Below are 20,715 nucleotides of genomic sequence, written 5' to 3' on the forward strand. Positions count from 1 at the left end.
TTTACCGGAAATTACGGGTCTCTGCGGCAAACCTAAGACCTGAAGGCCGTCTCCACGGTACAATATAGCGCGTCACCCGATGTAGCGCGATCAGACGCGAGCCTATAGACCACGACTAATACCGTTCGACCTGGACACACTCGAAACCACCCCCTCCCCCGCGCGCCCGCTTGGCCGCGCGCAACCAACCGGACAGTTTCTCATGACGCTTCTGAAACGGCTCCGCCCAGCGGCAGCTGCCCTGCTGATCGCCGGCCTGGCCGCCTGCACCTCAACCGACGCCGTCTACTACGAGGACGCGCCACTCACCGAGAAGTCGATCACCGTGCCGCCCGGCAACGGCGGTATCGTCGGCATCTTCAAGAGCGAGCTGCGCAATCGCGGCTGGGATATCCGGGTGCAGCGCGGGCCCAACGTAACCCGCGGCACGATCGGCGAGAACACCCGGCTCGAGCAGGGCGCGACGTACCGCACCCGCTACACCGCCTACATCGACCAGCGCCGCTACGACAGCTGTGTCCCGTCGGGTTCCGCTTACAGCTTCCAGATCTCGGTCGTCGATAACCAGGACGGCTCCGAAGTGTTCGCCGCAAACGGCCGGGGGTGTGAACAGAACGTCCGCCCCCGTCTTCAAACGGAGATGAACAGGTTCTAAGCCCCACCCTGAGTTGCGCAACGCGCCGCCGGCCGCCCGATCGCGGGGCCGGCGGCGTGCCGCGCACCCACCTTCCACTTCACAAGATGACCACTGACGTGAGCGGATCCTCGGATCCGTTCACGCGAGTGGCCAGACCGCCACTTGGGTTGCGGGCGCCCGTCGGCGCCGCCCGTGGATCGCCCACGGGTACGACCAAGTCCCGCATCGCGAACGACCATCCAAGACCGCATCCCTGTCCCGTGCGGTTGGGTCGAGTGCCACGGCGCCAGCCAGTCCCCCGGGGACGAACAGAGAACTGCGACCCGACCGCCGACATCGCAGGAGATGCAACGCATCATGCAGATCGATTTGACCGACCAGCGCGTGAAGAGCCTGGTCAAGAGCCTCCGCACGCGTCTGCCCAAGGACCCCGGACAGCGCCAGACCCTCGACGCGCTCGCCCAGGCGCTCGGCTACGCCAGCTACGGCGCGCTCAAGAGCGCCATGGACGCCAGCGCGCACATCTCGGCCGAGGCGCCGGACCTGATCCGCTGCCTCGACCGCACGCCAACTGGTGACTTCAACATCGGCTACTGGACCTGGCGGCAGTTCAAGGACGTCGAGAACAGCGACGAGATCAAGCGCGTCCTTGGTCTGGAGACCTGTCACGTCATCCTGGAAAGCGATCCGGGCGAGAGCGCGGATGAGTTCACGCGGCGGCTCGAGGAGGCCTACTACAGCACCAACGATATCCCGCCGCTGACCGAGTGGGAGCCCACACCGCCACACGGCCAGGGCTGGCATCTGGCGGGTCAGTACGCGATCGAAAGCGGCGACCACGTCGCGCTGTTCGTGCGCACACCGGAGGCGGCCCACGCCCCGGCCGAGACGCTCGATCCCGCGGCGCTGCAGGCGCTGGCCGAGAACGCTCAGCTCACCTGGTGGCTCGACCCGGCGGCCAGCAACCGGACGCTCAAGGCGGAGTTCCTGGACCCGTCCGGGACCCTGGTCGAAGGTGTGCAGGGCTCGACGGCCGAGGTCTGCCTCGCCGCCGCCAACTTCCTCGCCAACATGGCGAGCGACGGGCTCGCGGCCGGCGTCCGTCTCGACGGCTCGCGTAACGCCCTCGAGGTCGAGGACCTGATGGCCCTGCCGGAGCCCGATGTCGGCACGCTGTCGCGCCCCTGGTTCGGCTACGCGAAGATGCCCCACGCCCCGGCGGACCAGCGGTTCTTCCAGACCCGCTTCCAGCTGAACGACTGGCGCAACACGCCGGGCGGCGCAGACGACGAGGACGCGGGCCCGCCGCTCACGGTCACCTGCGTCTACGGCGGAAGCGGGCTGCTGATCCGCTGCGAGTCGGCCGACAGGTCGATCGAGCAGGAAGTACTGCTCGAGAACACCCTCGGCTGCGCCAAGCTGAACGTCTGGACCGACGTCCACGCCGACAGCGATCTGATCGCCCTGCTGCAACGCGATCGCACCGTGGTGATGGGCTCCTCGGCCACCGACGGTCCGCCGCTGCGCTCGATCGCCTACCGCTCCGGCACCGCCGAGGCCGTCGACGATCCCAAGATCTAGGCGCCTCACGGCGATCCGAGACCCGAAAGCGGGGTGCCCCAGCGGCACCCCGCACCCGGGACGCACCCCGGGCCCAAAAGCGGGCAGTGCCCCCATCTTCCGGTCATGAACTGATACCAATGGAGGGGCCCATGCGCCCGCTGGATTTCCCGGCCGTAAGGCGCGCCCGGAACGACCGCGATCGCCTCAAGATGCTTGCGCTCGGCAAGCGCCTGCCGAGCACGATCGTGATCGATTAGGACTTCCGCTGGCCGAAGGGCCGCGCCGCCTATCTATGCCGATTGCTGGTGAAGCGCGGCCTGCTGGTACGCCGCATGCAGAGCCTCTACGACCGCACCGAGGCCGGCGACCGCGCGCATGCGGAAGGCAACGTCGCACCCCGGGGGTACGGCCATGGCCGCTGACATGACGACCGACAAGATCCAGGCGGTCGACGCCTTCCTGCGCGCTGAGCTGCTGCCGCACCTGGCGATCCCGGACTTCCGTATCACACCCACCACCGGGATCCAGGACGGCATGGTCCTGCGGCCGGAGCGCCTCGCCGATGGCACGATTGATCTGCTGATCGATGTCGCGGCACACCACAAGTAGGAAGCGGTGAACCCGGATCTGCAGGGCTTGCTGACGCTCTGGAGCGAGCGCCACGGCCTGGCGACCGCGCATTTGCGCGCCCGCGGCGTCAGCGATCCCGAGGGCAGCGAAGCTGCGATCCTGAAGTTCGCAGACTGGGCGCTGCCCGCAAGTCCAATGACGATCTCCGAACCGCCGGCGACGGCCGCACAGGTCGCCATCCTGGAGCTGGCGCACGAGATCGGCCCCGTGACCGCGCGCCCGACCTCGAAACCCCTCGACGACATCGAGCACGAGCTCCGGCACAACGTCCTCTCGCATATGGCCCTGCCCGGCTTCCGGATCGTGACCTGCGCCGATGATGCGATCGACGGCCAGTCAGCGGCGACCTACGACACCCGCGACGGCGTGGTCGTCCTGCTCGATACCGCCCGCATCGGGCGCGCCGCCCGGCAGGAGATGACCCAAGCCCTGGGCCCGGACGGGATCCAGTCCGGTGCGGCCGGCGCCCTTCAACGGGCGATCTACCAAAGTTCGACGGCCAGTGCTCCATCCAGAGCTGCCAAGCAGCTTGGTTGGAGGTGAAGGCCGTCGCCTTGGTCATGCCGGACTGTCTTGCGCCTCGATGTAGCGCTTGATGACCTCCAAGGGCGCGCCGCCGCAGGACACGACGCAGTAGCTCCGGGACCAGAAGCCCGGACCCCAGTAATACGGCGCCAGCGCCTTTGCGAAGTCCCGACGGATCAACCGGGAGCTTGTCGTCTTCAGATTGTTGACGAACCCGGCAAGCGTGAGCGTCGGCGGCAACGAGACCAGCAGATGCACGTGATCCGGCTCGCCGCTCACCTCCAGCAGCTCCCCGCCCCAGCCCGCGCAGCGCGCGCGTGCGATCTCCTCGAAGCGCACGAGGATTTCATCCGTGATGCAGCGATGCCGGTACTTTGTCACCAGAACCAAGTGGTAGGTGAGCGCGTAGGCGCAGTGCGATAGCTTGTGTAATTCTTGCTGCGGAGCCATATAACCAAGATGGAGCACCGGCGCGTCACCTACAAGCTGTACCCGTCGAAAACCCAGGCCGCCGCGCTGGAGCGGATCTGCGATCTGCATCGCGATCTGTACAACGCCGCGCTCGAGGAGCGGATCTCCGCCTACCAGCGGGCCGGCCTGTCGATCGGTTTCAGCGACCAGTGCAAGAGCCTCACCCGGCTGCGCGCCGAGCAGCCGGCGTACGCCGAGCTCAACGCGCAGAGCCTGCAAGTGACGCTAAAGCGCCTGGATGAGGCGTTCGGTCACTTCTTCCGCCGGGTCAAGGCCGGCGGAACGCCGGGCTTTCCGCGCTTCAAATCGCGCAATCGCTTCTCCGGCTTCGGCTTCAAGGCCCACGGCGACGGGTTCCGTTTCCAGCCGACCGTCAAGCCCGACGCAGGCTGGCACCACGGCCACCTCAAGATCAGCGGCGTCGGCTGGATGCGGGCACGCGGCGTGGCGCGCACGCCGGGCCAGGTCAAGCGTTGCGAGATCATGCGCAAGGCCGACGGCTGGTTCGCCTCGCTGGTGCTGGCCTGTGAGCCGCACCGCGAGATCGACGCGGACGCGCACGAGATCGCCGGCATCGACTGGGGCGTGGAGACCTACGCCACGCTCGCCCGCGGCCTGGACGAGACCGAGACGATCGAGAACGAGCGCTACTGGGAGACCGAGAGCGCCGCGCTGAAGCAGCGCCAGCGGGCGCTGTCGAAGGCGCTGCGCGGCCGGGGGTCAAACCGGGCGGCCAAGCAGCGCCAGCTGCTCGCCAAGCGCCACCGCCGGGTGGCCAACCGGCGCAAGGACCGGTGCCACCAGGCCACCGCCGCCCTGGTCGCCCGCCACCGCATCCTCGCAACCGAACAGCTGAACGCCGCGGCGATGACCCGCTCGGCCCGCGGCACGGTCGACTCCCCAGGCAAGCAGGTGAGCCAGAAGGCTGGCCTGAACCGGTCGATCCTCGACACCGCCCCCGGCGGCCTGATCGCGATGCTCACGTACAAAGCGGCAGAAGCTGGTACGGAGCTGGTGATCCTGCCGACCCGGCGGCTGAAGCCCTCGCAGCGCTGTCCGCAGTCCTGGGTGGTCCAGAAGAAGACCCTGGACCAGCGCACCCACACCCTGCCGGACGGCACCCGGATCGGCCGCGATCACGCGGCCGCCCTGGTGATGCTCCGCGCAGCCCTGAAAAAGATGGGTCGGGAACCGGCCTGGGCTACCTAGCCCGAAACCCCATCCAAAGCCGCAAAGCGGCTTGGGTAGGTGAAGTTCATCAGGCCCACCGCTACGCAGATGTGCCTGCGCTCGAGATCAAGAACGCCCGGATTACCGACCATCCGCGTGACCGGGCGCCGTATCTCTAGGAGACCGAAACCGTGCACGATTACGATCCAGGCTGGGACTACCGGCCGATCCGGCGGCCGGCGTCAGCCGAACTCGACGAGGCCGAACAGGCCGTCCGGCTGCACCTGATCCCGGCCATGGACCTGCCGGACATGACCCTGTTCTTCGTCCGCCGGGGTCAGTGCAGGAACGGCGCGATCGCCAAGTACATCGCCGGCACCGCCAGTCATCCCGTGATCGCCCTCGACGTCGCCGCCCACCGGGCCGCGGCGCGGAGCGGGCGCGATCTCCAAGTGATGCTGCGCACCAGCCTCGCGCACGAACTGGCGCACGCCTACCTGGAGAGCTGCGGAATCGACCCGGACCTGCACTGCGAGGACGAGGTCGAGGAGTTCGCCGCCGATTTCGCGCATCACGGACGGATCCACCTGCGCGGCCTGTTCGCGAGCCACGATCACCTGCTCGACTGATCCGCGTCCCCGCGCGCCGACAGCTGCTCTCGGACCTCCGGGCGCTCGATCAGCAGATACGCCGCTTCGTGCCCGAAGGACCAGACGACTTCGCTGTCCGGTGCATCGTCCACCGAGAGGAAGCGCAGCAGTGTGGCGAAGCGATAGCCGGGCTTCTTCGGGTGGTAGAACAGCAGCTGCGCGCTCAGCGCCTGCAGAATCAGCTCGGTGTCTTCGCGCCAGGCAGCCCCCAGCTCCCGGTCGAACACATCCACTGTTCCTGTGACATAGTCCGCCTCGTTATCGAAGGCCGCCAGGCCCTCGTCGACGAGGAGGCCGACCAGACGGCGCGCCTCCGGGCGGGCGCCGCTCAAGCCGGCCACCTCGATCCGGATTTCCGGATCAAGTCCCTGCTGCTCAGTCATCCGCGACCCAAAGCCTTTCCTGTCGCCCCATTTCCCGCGGCAGGACCCCTAACACGCCCTCCGGCGCCGGACCAGCAAGGTCCGGCTAGCCGTCATGGAGACCATCATGCCGATCACTGTCCCCCAGGTTCTCGCGACTCTGCCGTCCGTACCGGCCAATCCGCGCGCACCGCGCACCGGCACGATCCACATCCACGACAGCACCCTCGCCGTCTGGGAGGAGGGCCCGGTATCCCCCGGCCCAGGCTCGGACTCCGAGAAGCAGGTCATCGAGCGGGTGATGCGCCCCCTGTGCCGCAAGCTCGCATCGCTCGGCTGGCATGTCGGCGTCGACCCGGAGATCCGCAAGAACTACCCCTGCCTCTCGCGCAGCCGGCGCGCCGGTCGGAAAGGTGACCTGCAGCTCAAGATCGAGGCGACTCCCCGCAAGCTCTCGGTCACCCTCTTCCAGGACGTGGCCAACGTCGAGAACCGGCACGGCGGCTACTACGACTTCGACAAGCTCGAGCGCATGCCCTACCTGCTCCGCCTCCAGGCGCTGTCCACGATCCGCGCACTGGTCGGGTTCCTGCAGGCGCGCCACGGCTATGCGCTGAAGCCGGAAGCGCCCACCACGCGAGACGTCAGGGAGGGGCGCGTCAGCGCGGATGCCTTCGTGGCGCACGACTATGCCACCAACTGGCATACCGATCCGGCGCTCGGCCGTCCCCGCCTCGCCAACCCCACGGACAATCGCGGGGCCGACGGCAGCGAGATCGCTCAGGGCCAGACCGTCTGGTACCCTGACCGCCACGGCCGCTGGCAGCGCGCCCGCGCCTTCTACGCCCTGAATAACATGTGGTGGCTGTCGGCCAATGCGCGCCACATCACCAAGCGCGCCTGCTTCGAGCTGCACACGACGCCGCCGGCCGATCCGCGCCGCAAGGCGATCATCCGCGAGGTTCGCAACGCTCAAGAGCGTGCGCTGAACCGCGCCGTGCGCGCGATGGACTTCACCCGGGCCGAGGCGATCCGCAAGCACATCTTCGGCACCGAACAGCTCTACCGCATCTGGTCGCGCAAGCGCGGCGCCTGGTACGGGCCGAACTGCTCCGGCTACTACGGCAGCGCGAACGACGCCGGCCTGTACCGCCGGGCGGAGGCCGAGCGCGCAACGGGCAGGTGCGATTACCTGAGCGCCATCCCGGTCGCCGCCTAGCCGCCCGCCCGGCTCCGCAGCCCCCTGTTATCTGCCAGATCGGAGACCCTCATGCCCGCGGTTCTCATCGCCCTGATCCTCGTCCTCGGGGGTCTGATCTCGGTCGAGCGCGCCTACGACGACGCCAGCGCGACCAAGCACATTGCCTGGGTCAATAGCGAGTCCGGCGCACGCTATGCCCGCTGCCAGGTCCGGCCCCTCGTCAACCAGATGATCCCGGACGGTATGGCCAAGCCCGAGCCATGCAGTCCGGCCGAACTGCGCGAGCTCCAACGGCAACGGGCCGCCGCCCTCGGCGTCGGCCTCTCCGACGCGCTCGCCCACCTGCTCGACGTCCGCGCGGCCACGCCCTGAGCGGTCTGGGCGAGACGGACCCAAATCATCTCTGTGAAACCACGCTCGATGCGGACAACCGCGTCGTGCGAAAGGTGATGGCGCCCGACCTCGAGGAGTCGGCCGAGCTGGTCAGCATCTGCATGGGCGCCCTCGTTTAACCGCGCAAGGCACTGATCACGGAGCGCCGCCGCGAAATCGGCGCGCGATTCCACATCGTTAACGATTCTCACCGATAATCCGCCCCGGGAGGTCCGACTCATGCATCCACGGCTAGCCTGCGCGGCGATCGCCGCCCTTGTCACCGTCGCGCTGCACCCGCTTGTCGCGGAAGGCCACGGTGGCGGGCTGGACAGCCACGGCTGTCACAACAACCGCGCCGAAGGCATTTACGAGTGCCACCGTGGGCCTCTTTCAGGACACAGTTTCCCCTCAAAATCAGAGATGCTGCAGCGCCTGAACGCTATCAGCGGCGGCGGAACATCGTCCGGAGCGCCCGCCCCGAGCGGCTTCCAGGAGTACGACCGGGCCCTCTATTCCCACTGGAGCGACGCGGATCGAGATTGTCAGGATGCACGCCAGGAAGTCCTGATCTCGGAAAGCCGGCGCCCCGTACAACTCTCGGCGGACGGCTGCGACGTGGTCAGCGGCCTGTGGATCGATCCCTATACCGGAGCGCGCCTCACCGATCCCTCCGATCTGCACGTCGACCACATCGTGCCGCTCGCAGAAGCCCACCGCTCCGGCGCGCACCGCTGGTCGCACGCCAAGCGTAAGGCGTACGCGAACGATCTCGAGGACCCCCGGAGCCTGATCGCGGTGTCCGCCGGCGCCAACATGTCCAAGGGCGCCGACGACCCCGCCCACTGGCTCCCCGAGAACCGGTCCTATCGCTGCACCTACGTCCGGGAATGGGTCGCCGTGAAACGGCGATGGGACCTTTCGATGGACCCGGCCGAACGCCGCGCCGCCGACCAGGTTCTCACCACCTGCCGCAACCGGGGCCGCTGACGCCGCGCGTCAACCAAAAGGGACGACAGACATGAAATCGCTCAACGCGGCTTTCGCCGTTTCCCTCGCCGTCCTCGCCACCCTGATCGCGCCCACGACCGCGGCCGCCCGCCCGGATTGCGAGGTCGCCGCCCGGATCGCCGCGCGCGCCGAGGCCGGCTTCTACGACAGCCAGTACCAGCTCGCCGAGACGATCCATCGCACCGGGCCGGAGGCGATGCTGTCCAGCCAGCTGGGCTGGAAGGCGCTCTGGCGGATGGACGAGACCGAGCTGGAGAAGGTGGTCGACTTCAACGCCTACTGCCGCAAGAACATGGCCGAGCTGGTGCCGGACGCCTCCGAGGCCACCCGCGCGCACTTCCGCGACCAGCTGCGCACCGGCACCCCGGCGCTGGTCGAGTGGCACGCCCGCGCCCGCGAGATCGTCGCGCGGCGCGCGGCGATCCGCCAGCGCGTCGACGCGCTGATCCGCACGCCGTTCGAGCCCGCGCAGGGCCGGGCGTGGCTGGACGCCGCGCGCGAGATCAACGCCGCCCGCCGCGAGCTGTCCGCGCCGTTCACCGCCAGCCAGGTGGTGCGCATCCTGCACGCCATGGACGCGGCCGCGCGCGCCGACATCGAGACGATGGCCGCGGCCGACCCGCAGGGCCTGGACGCCTACCGGGACCTGCACGCCGAGCTGGCCGGCTGGCTGGAGATCCAGCGGCTGCACGAGATGCCGGCCTACGACCTCTACGTCGGCGGCCGCTGGGACGCCCGCGACCTGCCGCAGCCGCGCGCGGCCAACAGCTTCGCCAAGCTGCGCGAGCAGGCCGCCCAGGCGCACGCGCAGGCCCTGCTGGCGCCCACGGCCGAGGCCGATCTCTACCCACGCGACCAGGCCGCGCAGCGCCTGCTGCAGGCGGACTACGCCGAGGCCAAGGCACTCGACCCGGCCTACCACGAGACGTTGCTGGCCAGCCTGCGCACCGCAGCGGCGGCGCGCCGGAAGGCCCTGGAGAATCACCTGTGCGACACCGGCATGGACACCGCCGGCGCCGACCAGGACCAGCTGTGGGTGGACGTTGCCGGGACCGAGGCGCACCCGACCGTATCGCTGGCAGTGATCGTCTGCTCGATCGCGCAGAACGGTGTCGAGGTGACCTACACCGAGAACGACGGCTGGTTCGATGGCGACGGCTTCATGCTGACCCTCACCCCGCGCTACGACACCGTCAACTTCGTCGACGCCGCGCCCTTCGAGACGCTCAAGCTGACCTTCGAGCCGGTCCCGGCCGCCGGCGAGGACGTCTACTCCGCCGTCCGAGCCGAGCGCGACGGCACGGCCGAGGACCTCGACCTGCCGGCCTGGCGGGCCCTGCTAGCGCGGCTCGACGGGATGCACGTCGGCACGCCCGACGCTTCCTGACAACGTCGGAAAAAATAACGATAACCGTCCGCAGGTGGATATTCTCCAGGGAGCCGGCTCCGCGCACGCGGGAGTGGCCCATCGCTTGCTGGCGGACGGGTGAGTCGCCAGCGTCACGTTTTGCAGATGGCGCTTATCGTGGGGATAAGCTGGCTCGCAAACTTGAAAACTAGGCAATTGGATCCTTGAAATCGTCCGTCGAAGCCACGCAACGGAAGGTTTCGAGCTATTGCCTCGGTGCTGGGTCGTCGAACGAACCCTGGTTTGGCTGAACCAAAACCGGCGGCCTGGCAGGGACTTCGAAACCTGTCTCGTGTCCGTCGAGATCTGGGTTTGCCTTGCCAGCATCCCGCTCGACACCCATCGCCTTGGAATGTGCTGAAAATGCCGGATTAGTTCCGAGTCACTCTGAGAGAGTGCGGTGCAGACTGTGCGCTTCGGCGGCGCCTACACCCTGTCTTAACGTGCCGCCAGCGAGAGCACCGGCGGTGCGTTTGGTTTATCGAGGGGAGCCTCCATGTTCAACGATCCCGAATACGAGACCGAGCAGGAACGCGATCATCGCCCGCACGACCAGCAGGACCAGAGCATCTTGATGATGTTCCTCGTGATCTTCGTCATCCTTGCGATCTGGACCTACTTCATGGCGGCGCTTGCGCCGTTCTCCTACTGGACCTGGCCGTTCCAGGCTGTCCTGGAATGGCTGTTCGGCGATGTCCGTCCTGAAGGCGATCAAACTGTTGCGCTGTTCACGAAGCTCCTGTTCGGGGTCTTAGCGATGTTTGTCGTGCCGGTGATCATCACCTTCGGCACCTTCTACCTGCTGAACCTCTGGACCCAGTTCACAATGTCCCTGAAGCTGATGCTGGGGTCGGTGGGCGGCGTCCTTTTCTGGCTGGAGCCGGTCCTGTTCGGTTTCGCCAACTTCTACCTGAACGCCAACTGGATCACCGATGGCCGCAAGCTGCTCGCCGAGGCCTTCGGCGATGAGATCGGCCTCTATGTGCTGATGTCGGCCTCGACCGTTGGCGGGATCCTGTATCTACGCTCAATGCTTCGGACGCGCGCCTACCCACTGCTCGGGGAGAAGGCCGCGATCGCCCGTCCACGCCTGCCAGCCATCGGCCGCCGCGGCGGCGATTCCGACGCCGACCGGTTTATCGAGTAACGCCGCTCCCAACGCAACGGCGGGTCCGCGCTGAGGCCCGCCGTTCCGTCATCCAGTCATGTGCTTAAGGAGCGCCACAGCAATGACCGACGGCACCAAGATCCTGATCGGCCTCTGCCTCGTGGCCGCCGCGATCGTCTGGCATCTGCACAGCGAGGCCTTCACGGCCCGCTGCGAGGCGCTGTGGTCAAGCGGCCAGATGCTCGCCACGGCGAAGATGCGCGAAATCCAGTCCGGCACCGACCTCTCGACGCTGCGCCCCTTCGAACTCACCTACGGCGTCACGTTCGACGGCTGCGCCCTCTGACCCGTCGCACCAGACCGCTGCGACCGCTCCCATATCCGTAAACGAGTTCACCAATACGGTCGCCCCCGCGCGGCCACCACTTGTTTACGGTAGAGAGCGCTCATGTCCCCCACGCTGATCCTGCTGATTGCCGCCGCCGTCCTGCTGATGGCGTGGCTCCCGTCCTGCTTCTTCGTCGTCCAGCAGAAGACCGCCGCCGTCGTCGAGGTCTTCGGCCGCTTCTACAAGGTCAAGCATCCCGGCCTGCGCCTGAAGTTCCCCTACCCGATCGCCAAGGTCTCCGGCCGCCTGTCGACCCGCGTGCTGGAGAAGCGCGTGGAGATCAAGACCAAGGCCAAGGACAACGCCTTCGTCACCCTACCCGTCGCGATCCAGTACTGCGCCAAGGAGGATAACGTCCGCAACGCGTGGTACGAGCTGTCCGATCCCGAGGCGCAGCTGGAAAGCTACGTGCTGCCGAGCATCCGCAGCCGGGTCAACGCCATGGACCTGGAGGAGTTGTTCACCGACAAGGACTCGATCGAGCAGGAGGTGATGGCGCGCCTGACCGAGCGCCTAGACGGCTTCGGCTGGACGATCGTCCAGGTGCTGATCGACGAGCCGCGCCCGTCCGAGGACGTCGTCACCGCCTACAACCGCGTGATCGCCGCCGAGCGCGAGAAGGAGGCCGCGGTGCGCGAGGGTGAGGCGCACAAGATCCGCGAGATCGCCGATGCCGAGGCGGCCGCCGAGAGCAAGCGCCTGCAGGGCGCGGGCGTGGCCCAGCAGCGTGCCGAGATCGCCAAGGGCATGAAGGAGGCGATGGAGGAGATGCGCCAGGCCGTACCGACGATCTCCGACGAGAGCCTGGTGGCGATGACCATGATCACCAACCAGTTCGAGACGGTGCGCGACGCCGCGCAGGGCCCGAACAACACGATCCTGCTGCCCTACTCCGCCGACAGCGCGGTCGACGACATGCGCCGCATGGTCACCGGCATGACCGCGCTCGGCGCGGACGTGAAGCGCGAGACGCCGGCGAACGACAGCCAGGGCCCCTGGACGAAGGCCCAGGCCACCTCCGAGCAGGCCGCGGAGTAAGCCTGGTCTCCTTCCGGTCGCCTCACGCGGGGCGGCCCGGGCGCGCGGTTTCGCGTAGCCCGGGCCGCCCCGCCTTCGCGTTTGGGACGGACCCACCTTCAGATCAGAGCAGGGAGAAAGTGGATGGCCACGACCTGCAGCGAGCGCGTTCGGGTATTCGGCCCCGCCCTGGGGCTCGATGCGCTGCGGGCCGAGCTCAAGCGCCGCTCCCTCTGGCCCTTCCGGGCTCTTCCGGTCGTCACACGCGCACCCGGTCAGTTGGCGGCGGTCTTCGACCTGCTGGCACTCACCGCCCGACCGGCGGCCCCCACCTGACACAGGAGATACGCCATGCGCCTGATCGGCGGGCACGACTACTACGATAGCGCGCTGGCCCTCGGCCGCGTCCCCGACCTCGTGTTCGTGCGCAACAAGAGCGCCGACATCGAGTCGAAGGACGCCGAAGACGCGGGCATCTATCAGAAGGCGATCCCGGGCATGCAGTTGCGGGACCTGCGCAGCGGCAGAACCGTGCCCGTCGGGCCGGCGTACAGGCCGCGCCAGCAGAGCACCCGCGTGGCCCTCTCTGCCACGGCGATCGCCGCGGTCGTGTGCGGCGTTCGCTACCAGGGAGTCGGCCTGGCGGCAGACGTTGACGGCACCCATCATGCCGAGTTCTTCTGGAGCGAGGAAGCGCTGCGGGCCTGGTTGGCCGAGCTCGGGCTCGCCATCGACCGGGTGAACCGGGGTCTGCTCGGCCGCTCCGAGACCCACGCCGCGACGCTCGAGACCTATTTCGCGCCGCTCACCCTGCCGCAACCCGCGCTGGACTTCCTGATCGCCCGCGACGTCGCGATCATGACCCGCGCGATCCCGCAGCGTTTCGGCGCCGGCGCGGTCGCCTGGTCGGTCAACCACGATCAGCTCAAGGCGATCGCCTTCTACAAGGTCCTCGATCCCTTCTCGATGATGCAGGAACTCTCGCAGTTCGTCGGCGGGGTCCTGCCGCGCGCGAGCGCCCCGACCGCCGAGATCGACGACCAGACCCGCAAGGAAAAGCACGGGTTCGACCAGTACAGTTTCCGTCGCCCGCCGCAGCGCGGCTGACCGCCCGCAATAGACGAGGTATCTGTCGATGAACACCGCCCTGCTGCGCCACGCGCGTCGGCATCACGACGGCACTCGCCTATGGGTCGTCCCCGGACGACCCAATGCCGCGATGCTGATCCCCGCCCGCCGGTCTCATCCAGGCTGGGGTGCCCAGTTCGTCTGGCCCGGCCAGGACCGCGACGGCGATGACGTCAAGATGAGCGTCGATTTGGCACGCCATCGCTCGATCGCGCGACGCGCGGCGCGCGACATGATCCACGCTGCCGAGCGCGAGCTCGATGAGCACACGCGCGTGACGGATCTTGCGACATCTTGATCGCGCGCGTCACCGCCGTCTGCTAAGCCACGGGTCCCCCTTCAAGTTTTCACCGTTGCTGCAATATCGTAGACTGACGCGCGACATCGATGACGCTGGTCATAAGAGGCACGGGGGACTGCTCTTGTTACGCGACCTGCTTCGCCGCTTCTTCGGCACACCGGATCTCGGCAAAGACGAAGCCGGACTGACCGGCCGGGACTGGCGAAAGACCCGGCGGATCCGCCGCACCACCCGGACGCCGGAGAAAGCCGCGACGTCCGAACCGCAACCAGCCGCGACCCTGGGAGCCTCCGAGAACGCTCCGGTCGGCACGCGCACGGATCGGTCTGATCAAACCCAGCCTGCCACGGCCGCGCAGGCGCCGTCCGTGGCGGCGCCCAGTCAGACCGCAAGCGGCAGCACACAGCGCAGCGGCGGCCCGAGTCGTCCGTCCGCCCGGGATGCCAAGAGCCGCACCTCGGCCGGCGCGGCCAGCAAGGCCAGCCGGGACCGCAAGACCGCCACCAGCCCGAAGCCGCGTGCGGCGAAAGCTGCTAACACCGCGGACGCCAAGAGCGAAGACCTGACCAAGATCAAGGGGCTCGGGCCGGCCAATGCCAAGCGCCTTCATCTGATCGGGATCCACACGATCGCTCAGCTGGCGCGCGCCAGCGCACCGGACCTCCATCGCCGGCTCGGCGACGCGCCGATCAGCCAGCAACGCCTGCAGGCCTGGATCGACGAGGCCAAGCGCAAGAACACTTCGTCCTGACGCAGGCCCCCTTCGCGCTTCACCCGGCCGGCGCGCTACGCGCCGGCAGCTAACACCAAACCCTGTCCACCCGGCGGTTCCTGCGTTTGACGCGCCAGGAACCGCCGGGTTTTTCGTGTCCACGACGGACTCCAGAGACCCATTTTCCCGGTACAGGCCGGCGGCCAGCCTTTCCGACGCCCCACTCGCGTTTCCCGCGAGCACGGTAAATCCGCCAGATCGACTGACGGTACTTCGCCCTTTTCAGATGACCCGCCCGCGCGCGGCGTCTGGCTGGCGGTGGAGGGTAACGGGGCTCGCTCATCCGCTCACGGACCGCACGGTCCAGCCGACGCTGCGAATCACATGGGAAGGGTCCTCAAGATGGATCTCAAGCTCGACAAGCCCCGCCTGAACCGGTGGGCCCGCCTGCTGCGCACCTACCTGATCAACCACCAGCAGTGCGAGATCAAGCACACGAACGCGCTGAGCGCGATCGCGGCGATGCTGGATCAGCCCAACGCCAACACGCTGACCGCACTGCTACGCGCCGAGGCGGAAGCGGCCCAGGCCGACGGTCACGCCGACGGCACCCCGGACGACGGCCGCAGCCTGCACTTCGTCACCTGGACCTGGGTCGAGGAGCCGCAGGCGTTCATGACCCTGGCCTGGCTGACCCAGGCCGAGGCCGCCGACCTCACCGACGCGCTCAACAAGATCGCGGCGGCGACCGGCATGATCTGCGACATCGCTATCTATGACCGCAGCGTGCACGACACCGCCGCCTGGCACGGCAACCTCACCGCGTTGGTTGAGCACGAACTGAAGGACGCGCTCGCTTGCTGGCATCAGGTCGAGGACGACGCGGGCGAGGTCGTCGGCAGCTACTTCGACAAGTACCTCGCCGGCCCGCCGGCGCCCAAGCGCAAGCCGCAGCCTGTCTCGGCAAACCCGGGCGACGCCCTGGCCAGCCTCTCAAATTACGAGCTGATCAAGGAGCTGCGCCGGCGCGGCTGCATGGCGTGCGTGTTCGAGCCCTCCGACGTCGCGGTGCGGATTTCCCGTCACCCCGCCGTTCGCAACGCCGAACTCGGACCGGACAGCGACCCGGAGGCGATGGCTCGGGCCACCGAGTGGCTGCACGATAACGAAAGGGCGATCGAGGACGCACTGACCCCGTACGGCAACGACGAGATCGACTCCCTCCTTGCGGAGCAGGAGGAGATCCCCGAGTTGCCGCGGATCGCTGATGAGATCCACTCCGGCGCCAACTCCGGGATGACCACGACAGTGGCCGAGCTGTGCAGCAACCAGCCCTACCTCGCCGACGGCATCTACCGCGTGGTGAGCGACTGCGATCAGGTGGTCCTGATAGAGCGCGCCGGCGAAATCTGGCAGCTCGCCGAGCACCGCATGCCCAAGTGGGCCCCGCCGAAGATCGGCGACGTCATCCGTTTCGACCAGGCGTCGGACGCCCACATCACGGTCGAACAGGTGCCCTCGCTGCAGATCTACTACGTCGACGGTGTCTACACGGTCATCGATCAGTACGGCGAGGAGCACTTCGTCGAACATGACGGCGATGGCTGGAGCGTCGTCGTCGACACCCAGTCCCTGGACTGACCGACCCGGCGGGCACGGCCTGCAGCCGTGCCCGCCGCCCGTTCCCGAAGGAATCCCGCCAGATGGATATCGAGAGCTACGCCGACGCGCTGATCCGGGAGCTGCAAGGCTACGGTGTCTCGCCCGACGAGATCGACGATCTCTACACCATGATCGCCCATCTTCACATGAACGGCGCGCCGCCCAAGCGGGGCGCCTACGACCTCGCGCGGCGTCACGGTGTCGAGATGAATACGCCACGCCCCGGCGACGAGGATGACGACGAGGGCCTGGAGGACCACCAGGACAAGGTCTACGCGCTCCTGCGGATCACCCACGGCCTGACCCCCGAGCAGGTCGACCCGCATACGCACCTGATCGCACACGGCTTCCAGAACGGGGCGTCGGCCAGCGACACCGCCGCGGCGATCGCCGCGAAGGCCGCCACCTCCTGATCGAAACCAGATCGATAGCCACCCGGGCAGCCTTGCGCGCAGGGCCGCCCGGGGTGCGCCCTGCCGCCAAGCCAGCCCGAGGACCGTTTCCATGGCGATGCAACTGAACCCCGATTACCTGCACTGCGACAAGGACGGTTCGGACAAGTGGTACGTCGCGGTCCTGGTCGACTCGAAGAAGAACCAGGCGCTAATCGGCTACGGCCCGTGCAAGCCAAACGCTCGGGGGACATGGAAGCAGGTCACCTGGGACGAGATGCAGAAGCGCGTCTCCGAAAAGCTGTCGCACAAGAAGGGCTACAACGGCGGCGCCCTGCACAAGATCCCCAAGCCGGCCCTGCAAGAGATGGACGAGCAGCTCTGCAGGCTGATCGGCATCCCTCAGGTCACACGCGAGGCCAGCGGCAAGATCAGCTTCGACCTGCCCGGCATGACAGCCACCAAGTTCGCGGCCGGCAAGCCGAAGCTGCGGCGCCGACCGCCAGCGCTCACCGACTGGATCTGACCCGTCCGACGAACCGGCGCCCAGGGTGCCGCGCTGCCACCAACCGGAGACCGCCATGCTGGATCGCAACAGTGACAAGGAACTGCGCCTGCGCGGCGAGTTCGAACCCGTGCCGCCACGGCAAACGCCCTGGGGCGCAGCCGAGCACGTCGAGCGGATCGCACGCGGCATCTGGCACGTCTCGACTCCGAGCCACGGCGGCATCTGGCTCTCCGCCGAGCGCACCGCGGCCCTGCCCAGCCCCGAGCTCGTGGGGCGCACGACCCCGGATGGTGGCAGCTGGTTCGAGGAGGATGTCGAGTTCGCGATCCCCGCGCTCGTCTTCCTGGATGCGTGGCGCGCGCACGCTGAGGCCACCGGCCGCGACCCCGATCAGGAGACCGCTTTCCCCCGCCAGGTCCTCGGCCACTTCCGCCCACAAGCGCTCGCCATGATCGACGCAGCCCAGGAAGCGACCGGATGAGTACCCGTACCCTGCTGTCCCGCCAGGCCGGCGTCTGGAAGCTGCTCCGCGAGAGCGGCCCGATGACGCGCGAGCTTGACGGCCTCACGATCACTACCGAGGCCGGCGACGGACCCCGCCAGGATCTTCTCGAGGCGCGCCTGTATCAGCCGGGCGGTCTGTTCGAGGTACGGCTACCGCGGACCTGCCCGAAATTCTCGGCCATGGCGTGGCGCAACGGCGAGCCGGTTGGCCTCGCGATGCTCCTCAACGAGGCAAACTATCCGGGCCACGGCATGCTCTCCTGGGGCTTCGCGCTGGGTCTTCTCGGGGCCTACGTCGTGCCGGACGCGCGCGGCCAGGGTATCGCGCGCGCCTGCTGCCGGGGGCTTGATGCTCACCTGACAGCGATCCTCGCGGGGCGCCGCTGGCGGGGCACCGACAGCCCAGTCCACCTCGTGAGCGAGCCGCGCCTGCTCGCGCTCGCGCGCCCGGCCTTCCGGCCGCACGTCGCCGCCCGGCCGGGCAGCGACGTCGACACCGACCCCAACACCGAAGTTTCGACGATCCGAGCCTGCTGGCGCGCCCTGCCGCACCCCAGACGCGCCGCATGATCCGCCCGTGGCACAGAGACCCTGGTGACGCCGACACCTCTCACGGACAACGCAGCTCACGCTGACGCTGACGGACCCAATTCCGTCCAAGCGTTAATCAACAGCCCGAACCCGGAGTTCCAGGATGCCCTAGCCCCCGATTACCCGCGAAGAGTTCGACGCCGCTGTCGAGGCGCTCTGGTCCGAGATCCAGTACCAGAACGCATTGCCGCGACGCACCGATGACGAGGCCAAGGATATCCCGGGCTTCCTCACCCTGGCGGGCGTCTACGAGCGCGACACCGCGGAAGCCTGGGCGCGCAACCCCGGCCCGGTCGAGGAGGCCATGCACGGCATGCGCAAGATCGCCGCGATCTACGTGCGCGGGATGATCAAGACCGGCATTCGCCACCGCGATAACGGCTGACCCCGACCCGCGCATCCGAGCCTCGGGGCGGCACGCACCTCCGCCCGCGCCGACAGGCGCGCTACCCCACACGCACCTGCCCAGGATATCCCGATGATCGCCCAGAAGCCGTTCGACACCGAGCAGGCGCAGCCCTGGCGCCTGTTCGGCCACTGGTGCGACCGCACCCAGAGCTGGTGGGGACTCCACCCCAACCAGACCGGCGCGCGGATGAGCGCAGCTCCGGGCCCACCGCTGGTTGCCCTGGATGCCAAAGAGATCCAGCCGCCGGCGGGTGACGCCGACCCGACCGATGACGGCATCTACTGGGGCTGGATCACACCCGATTTCGGCAAGCCGAGCTTCGTCTATCCGTCGCGCCGCCACTTCGAGCTCTGCTTCGGCGCCGGCAGCGCCAACGCCGTCGCGCTCGGCCACGGCCGCGTGGTCTGCCTCCAGCTGACACCGGCGACCGAAACATCCTGATCGCCGCGCTCCAAGCTTTAAGGCGACGACCTCAAGAAACACGCACATGACAGCCGCCTACCACGTCTGCCCCAGCAGTGCCGTCCCCGACATCCTCGCGACCGGCCTGCACCCCCGGATCGGCCCGCGCGCCCAGGACCTCGGAGAAGCCGTCCCGGCCGTCTATCTCTTCGAGACGCCGGATGGCGTCGAGACCGCGATGTTGAACTGGCTGGGCGACTGCTTCGAGGAAGATCTCAGCGTCCTGGAGGTCGACCTGCCCGAGACACTTCGGCGCGGCGCGGGCGCTGACTTCGAGATCGTGATCCTCGACCCGATCCCAGCCGATCGGATCCGTGTCGCCGCGGACCTGCCGTTCGCGCTTTGAGCGCCAGGTCCGCTGCGACACCACATCCCGTTCAGAACCCGGAATCGACATGCGCCCAGATAACCAAAGACTACCCGACCTCGCGATCTACCTGGACCTCGACGGCGTGATGGCCGATTTCGACGCCGGGTTGCGCGCCCTTGGTTTCGACCCCGATCCGGCGCTCAACCGATCCCGCGAGGAACTGGACGCGGACGGGCAGGCCCAGAAAGAGCGGATGTACGACCTGATCCGCGAGGGCGACTTCTACGCCCGCCTGCCGCTGATGGCCGGCGCGGAGCGCCTCTGGTCGGCGGTGGCCGATCTGGATCCGGTGTTTCTCACCGCCGCACCGCGGTTCGGCGGCACCAAGTCCGATCCCGCTTTCCAGAACGCCGCGCGGCACAAGCGGGCCTGGGTGGATAGGCAGGCGTTCGGGCCGGTGAGCGATGATCGCTTCATCTGCACCACCAGCCGGGAAAAGGCGCTCTACGTCGGCTACAAGCCGGCCCGCCGGCAGGTGCTGATCGACGACCGCGAGAGCAACACCCGCGCCTGGGCGGATGCCGGCGGCCTCGGGATCCTGCACACCTCGGTCGAGGACACGCTCGAGGCCCTTCATCTGCTCTGCCAGTCCGGCCCGATGGCGGCGTAGGCGCGTCACGTCATGGTCTACATCAACTTCCGCCAGGCCTCGGGGCGGCCCTTCCGATGGGACTTCATGACCTGGGCGCACGCCGAGAGCGTCTGGCGCCGCAAGCTGCCCTGGTCGGCGGCCAGCGTCCGTCGCGTCGTCTGGGAGGCCCGGGAGGCCGCTCAGGCCGAGACCAACAGTCTTCGACGCGCTGACTGGCAGCGCAAGCGCGCCGCCCTGGCGCTTACCTGATCCCGTCCACCGCACAGGCCCTGCCGAGCATGAGCATTCCCGCCACCCCGAACGAGGTCAGCATCCAGCTGGCCAACCCGAAGCGCCCGCACCGCTGGGCGCTCGTGACCTGGCTTCACCGCACCTTGCTCAGCCAGCGGCTGAAGTGGTCGCCGGAAGATCGCATCGAGGCTGTCTGGCGCGCCCGGCGCACCGCCGAGGCGAATCGCAACTGCGAGCGCCACATCGCCTGGAGCCGTCGGCGCGCGGTCCTTCGCGCCTGATCCGACAGCCGGCTTCCGCCGACCCCACCTCCCTGGCAGCACCCAAGACCCAGGATCGA

Annotated in this window: 31 protein-coding genes; 29 read left to right on the forward strand and 2 right to left on the reverse strand. The window is 68.1% G+C overall.

The features are described 5' to 3' along the window. Positions 1 to 202 precede the first annotated feature (202 nt). The 4 genes from CKO28_RS00735 (at position 203) to CKO28_RS00750 (ending at position 3,373) form a co-directional block, all read left to right on the forward strand. Positions 203 to 655, forward strand: a complete 453-nt coding sequence (locus CKO28_RS00735) for a hypothetical protein (RefSeq protein WP_200338614.1) — start codon at positions 203 to 205, stop codon at positions 653 to 655. Between the two features lie 339 nt (positions 656 to 994). After that, a complete protein-coding gene (locus CKO28_RS00740) occupies positions 995 to 2,218 on the forward strand; it encodes a hypothetical protein (RefSeq protein WP_200338615.1) in 1,224 nt (407 codons plus the stop codon). Positions 2,219 to 2,611: 393 nt separating this feature from the next. Continuing rightward, positions 2,612 to 2,809 (forward strand): hypothetical protein, encoded by a 198-nt coding sequence (locus tag CKO28_RS00745; RefSeq protein WP_207168716.1) that lies wholly within the window; start codon positions 2,612 to 2,614, stop codon positions 2,807 to 2,809. Between the two features lie 6 nt (positions 2,810 to 2,815). Continuing rightward, positions 2,816 to 3,373 (forward strand): hypothetical protein, encoded by a 558-nt coding sequence (locus CKO28_RS00750; RefSeq protein WP_200338617.1) that lies wholly within the window; start codon positions 2,816 to 2,818, stop codon positions 3,371 to 3,373. Positions 3,374 to 3,388: 15 nt separating this feature from the next. Here CKO28_RS00750 and tnpA read toward each other — a convergent pair whose 3' ends face one another. Then, complete coding sequence (gene tnpA / locus CKO28_RS00755; RefSeq protein ID WP_437127602.1) at positions 3,389 to 3,895, reverse strand: IS200/IS605 family transposase; 507 nt, start codon at positions 3,893 to 3,895, stop codon at positions 3,389 to 3,391. On the opposite strand from tnpA, the gene CKO28_RS00760 reads away from it, so the two are divergent. Together CKO28_RS00760 and CKO28_RS00765 are read left to right on the forward strand one after the other, a co-directional pair. Then, entirely contained in the window at positions 3,815 to 5,035 is a 1,221-nt protein-coding gene (locus tag CKO28_RS00760; protein ID WP_200338599.1) for an RNA-guided endonuclease InsQ/TnpB family protein, read from the forward strand. The two genes, tnpA and CKO28_RS00760, sit on opposite strands and share 81 nt — an antisense overlap. 152 nt (positions 5,036 to 5,187) lie before the next feature. Next, entirely contained in the window at positions 5,188 to 5,625 is a 438-nt protein-coding gene (locus CKO28_RS00765) for a hypothetical protein (protein ID WP_200338619.1), read from the forward strand. Here CKO28_RS00765 and CKO28_RS00770 read toward each other — a convergent pair. Continuing rightward, positions 5,610 to 6,029: a hypothetical protein gene (locus CKO28_RS00770; RefSeq protein ID WP_200338620.1), complete on the reverse strand. Its 420-nt coding sequence runs from the start codon at positions 6,027 to 6,029 to the stop codon at positions 5,610 to 5,612. The genes CKO28_RS00765 and CKO28_RS00770 overlap by 16 nt on opposite strands. Positions 6,030 to 6,135: 106 nt before the next feature. On the opposite strand from CKO28_RS00770, the gene CKO28_RS00775 reads away from it, so the two are divergent. The 23 genes from CKO28_RS00775 (at position 6,136) to CKO28_RS00885 (ending at position 20,656) form a co-directional block, all read left to right on the forward strand. Then, positions 6,136 to 7,227: a hypothetical protein gene (locus CKO28_RS00775; protein WP_200338621.1), complete on the forward strand. Its 1,092-nt coding sequence runs from the start codon at positions 6,136 to 6,138 to the stop codon at positions 7,225 to 7,227. Positions 7,228 to 7,278: 51 nt separating this feature from the next. Further along, complete coding sequence (locus tag CKO28_RS00780) at positions 7,279 to 7,581, forward strand: hypothetical protein (protein ID WP_200338818.1); 303 nt, start codon at positions 7,279 to 7,281, stop codon at positions 7,579 to 7,581. Further along, a complete protein-coding gene (locus CKO28_RS29255; RefSeq protein WP_200338622.1) occupies positions 7,470 to 7,721 on the forward strand; it encodes a hypothetical protein in 252 nt (83 codons plus the stop codon). The genes CKO28_RS00780 and CKO28_RS29255 overlap by 112 nt, the downstream gene beginning before the upstream one ends. Positions 7,722 to 7,821: 100 nt before the next feature. Continuing rightward, positions 7,822 to 8,571, forward strand: a complete 750-nt coding sequence (locus CKO28_RS00790; RefSeq protein ID WP_200338623.1) for an HNH endonuclease family protein — start codon at positions 7,822 to 7,824, stop codon at positions 8,569 to 8,571. Positions 8,572 to 8,602: 31 nt separating this feature from the next. Beyond that, positions 8,603 to 9,979 carry a hypothetical protein gene (locus CKO28_RS00795; RefSeq protein ID WP_200338624.1) on the forward strand — a complete coding sequence of 459 codons (1,377 nt, stop codon included), beginning with the start codon at positions 8,603 to 8,605 and terminating at the stop codon, positions 9,977 to 9,979. Positions 9,980 to 10,496: 517 nt separating this feature from the next. Further along, positions 10,497 to 11,147, forward strand: a complete 651-nt coding sequence (locus CKO28_RS00800) for a hypothetical protein (RefSeq protein WP_200338625.1) — start codon at positions 10,497 to 10,499, stop codon at positions 11,145 to 11,147. An 82-nt stretch (positions 11,148 to 11,229) separates the two neighbouring features. Beyond that, complete coding sequence (locus CKO28_RS00805; RefSeq protein ID WP_200338626.1) at positions 11,230 to 11,454, forward strand: hypothetical protein; 225 nt, start codon at positions 11,230 to 11,232, stop codon at positions 11,452 to 11,454. A gap of 102 nt (positions 11,455 to 11,556) precedes the next feature. After that, the gene (locus CKO28_RS00810) at positions 11,557 to 12,534 is read left to right on the forward strand and encodes an SPFH domain-containing protein (protein WP_200338627.1); all 978 of its coding nucleotides are present in this window, start codon (positions 11,557 to 11,559) and stop codon (positions 12,532 to 12,534) included. 123 nt (positions 12,535 to 12,657) lie between these two features. Beyond that, positions 12,658 to 12,849 carry a hypothetical protein gene (locus tag CKO28_RS00815; protein WP_200338628.1) on the forward strand — a complete coding sequence of 64 codons (192 nt, stop codon included), beginning with the start codon at positions 12,658 to 12,660 and terminating at the stop codon, positions 12,847 to 12,849. A gap of 15 nt (positions 12,850 to 12,864) precedes the next feature. After that, the gene (locus CKO28_RS00820; RefSeq protein WP_200338629.1) at positions 12,865 to 13,620 is read left to right on the forward strand and encodes a hypothetical protein; all 756 of its coding nucleotides are present in this window, start codon (positions 12,865 to 12,867) and stop codon (positions 13,618 to 13,620) included. A 28-nt stretch (positions 13,621 to 13,648) separates the two neighbouring features. Next, a complete protein-coding gene (locus CKO28_RS00825; protein WP_200338630.1) occupies positions 13,649 to 13,939 on the forward strand; it encodes a hypothetical protein in 291 nt (96 codons plus the stop codon). A gap of 55 nt (positions 13,940 to 13,994) precedes the next feature. Continuing rightward, positions 13,995 to 14,693: a DUF4332 domain-containing protein gene (locus CKO28_RS00830; RefSeq protein ID WP_200338631.1), complete on the forward strand. Its 699-nt coding sequence runs from the start codon at positions 13,995 to 13,997 to the stop codon at positions 14,691 to 14,693. Between the two features lie 363 nt (positions 14,694 to 15,056). Next, on the forward strand, positions 15,057 to 16,295 hold the full coding sequence (locus CKO28_RS00835; protein ID WP_200338632.1) for a hypothetical protein: 1,239 nt from the start codon (positions 15,057 to 15,059) through the stop codon (positions 16,293 to 16,295). A gap of 62 nt (positions 16,296 to 16,357) precedes the next feature. After that, the gene (locus tag CKO28_RS00840) at positions 16,358 to 16,729 is read left to right on the forward strand and encodes a hypothetical protein (protein WP_200338633.1); all 372 of its coding nucleotides are present in this window, start codon (positions 16,358 to 16,360) and stop codon (positions 16,727 to 16,729) included. A gap of 91 nt (positions 16,730 to 16,820) precedes the next feature. Next, on the forward strand, positions 16,821 to 17,234 hold the full coding sequence (locus CKO28_RS00845; RefSeq protein WP_200338634.1) for a hypothetical protein: 414 nt from the start codon (positions 16,821 to 16,823) through the stop codon (positions 17,232 to 17,234). 55 nt (positions 17,235 to 17,289) lie between these two features. Beyond that, the gene (locus tag CKO28_RS00850; RefSeq protein ID WP_200338635.1) at positions 17,290 to 17,697 is read left to right on the forward strand and encodes a DUF7007 domain-containing protein; all 408 of its coding nucleotides are present in this window, start codon (positions 17,290 to 17,292) and stop codon (positions 17,695 to 17,697) included. After that, complete coding sequence (locus CKO28_RS00855; protein WP_200338636.1) at positions 17,694 to 18,290, forward strand: GNAT family N-acetyltransferase; 597 nt, start codon at positions 17,694 to 17,696, stop codon at positions 18,288 to 18,290. The genes CKO28_RS00850 and CKO28_RS00855 overlap by 4 nt, the downstream gene beginning before the upstream one ends. Positions 18,291 to 18,495: 205 nt before the next feature. Then, a complete protein-coding gene (locus CKO28_RS00860; protein WP_200338637.1) occupies positions 18,496 to 18,696 on the forward strand; it encodes a hypothetical protein in 201 nt (66 codons plus the stop codon). 93 nt (positions 18,697 to 18,789) lie between these two features. Further along, positions 18,790 to 19,161 (forward strand): hypothetical protein, encoded by a 372-nt coding sequence (locus CKO28_RS00865; protein WP_200338638.1) that lies wholly within the window; start codon positions 18,790 to 18,792, stop codon positions 19,159 to 19,161. Between the two features lie 46 nt (positions 19,162 to 19,207). Next, positions 19,208 to 19,528 (forward strand): hypothetical protein, encoded by a 321-nt coding sequence (locus CKO28_RS00870; protein ID WP_200338639.1) that lies wholly within the window; start codon positions 19,208 to 19,210, stop codon positions 19,526 to 19,528. A 49-nt stretch (positions 19,529 to 19,577) separates the two neighbouring features. Then, the gene (locus CKO28_RS00875; protein ID WP_200338640.1) at positions 19,578 to 20,162 is read left to right on the forward strand and encodes an HAD family hydrolase; all 585 of its coding nucleotides are present in this window, start codon (positions 19,578 to 19,580) and stop codon (positions 20,160 to 20,162) included. Positions 20,163 to 20,174: 12 nt separating this feature from the next. Next, positions 20,175 to 20,393 carry a hypothetical protein gene (locus CKO28_RS00880; protein WP_200338641.1) on the forward strand — a complete coding sequence of 73 codons (219 nt, stop codon included), beginning with the start codon at positions 20,175 to 20,177 and terminating at the stop codon, positions 20,391 to 20,393. Between the two features lie 29 nt (positions 20,394 to 20,422). Beyond that, complete coding sequence (locus CKO28_RS00885) at positions 20,423 to 20,656, forward strand: hypothetical protein (protein WP_200338642.1); 234 nt, start codon at positions 20,423 to 20,425, stop codon at positions 20,654 to 20,656. The last annotated feature ends 59 nt before the right edge of the window (positions 20,657 to 20,715 follow it).

It is taken from the genome of Rhodovibrio sodomensis (genome assembly GCF_016583645.1).
Taxonomy (GTDB): Bacteria; Pseudomonadota; Alphaproteobacteria; order Kiloniellales; family Rhodovibrionaceae; genus Rhodovibrio; species Rhodovibrio sodomensis.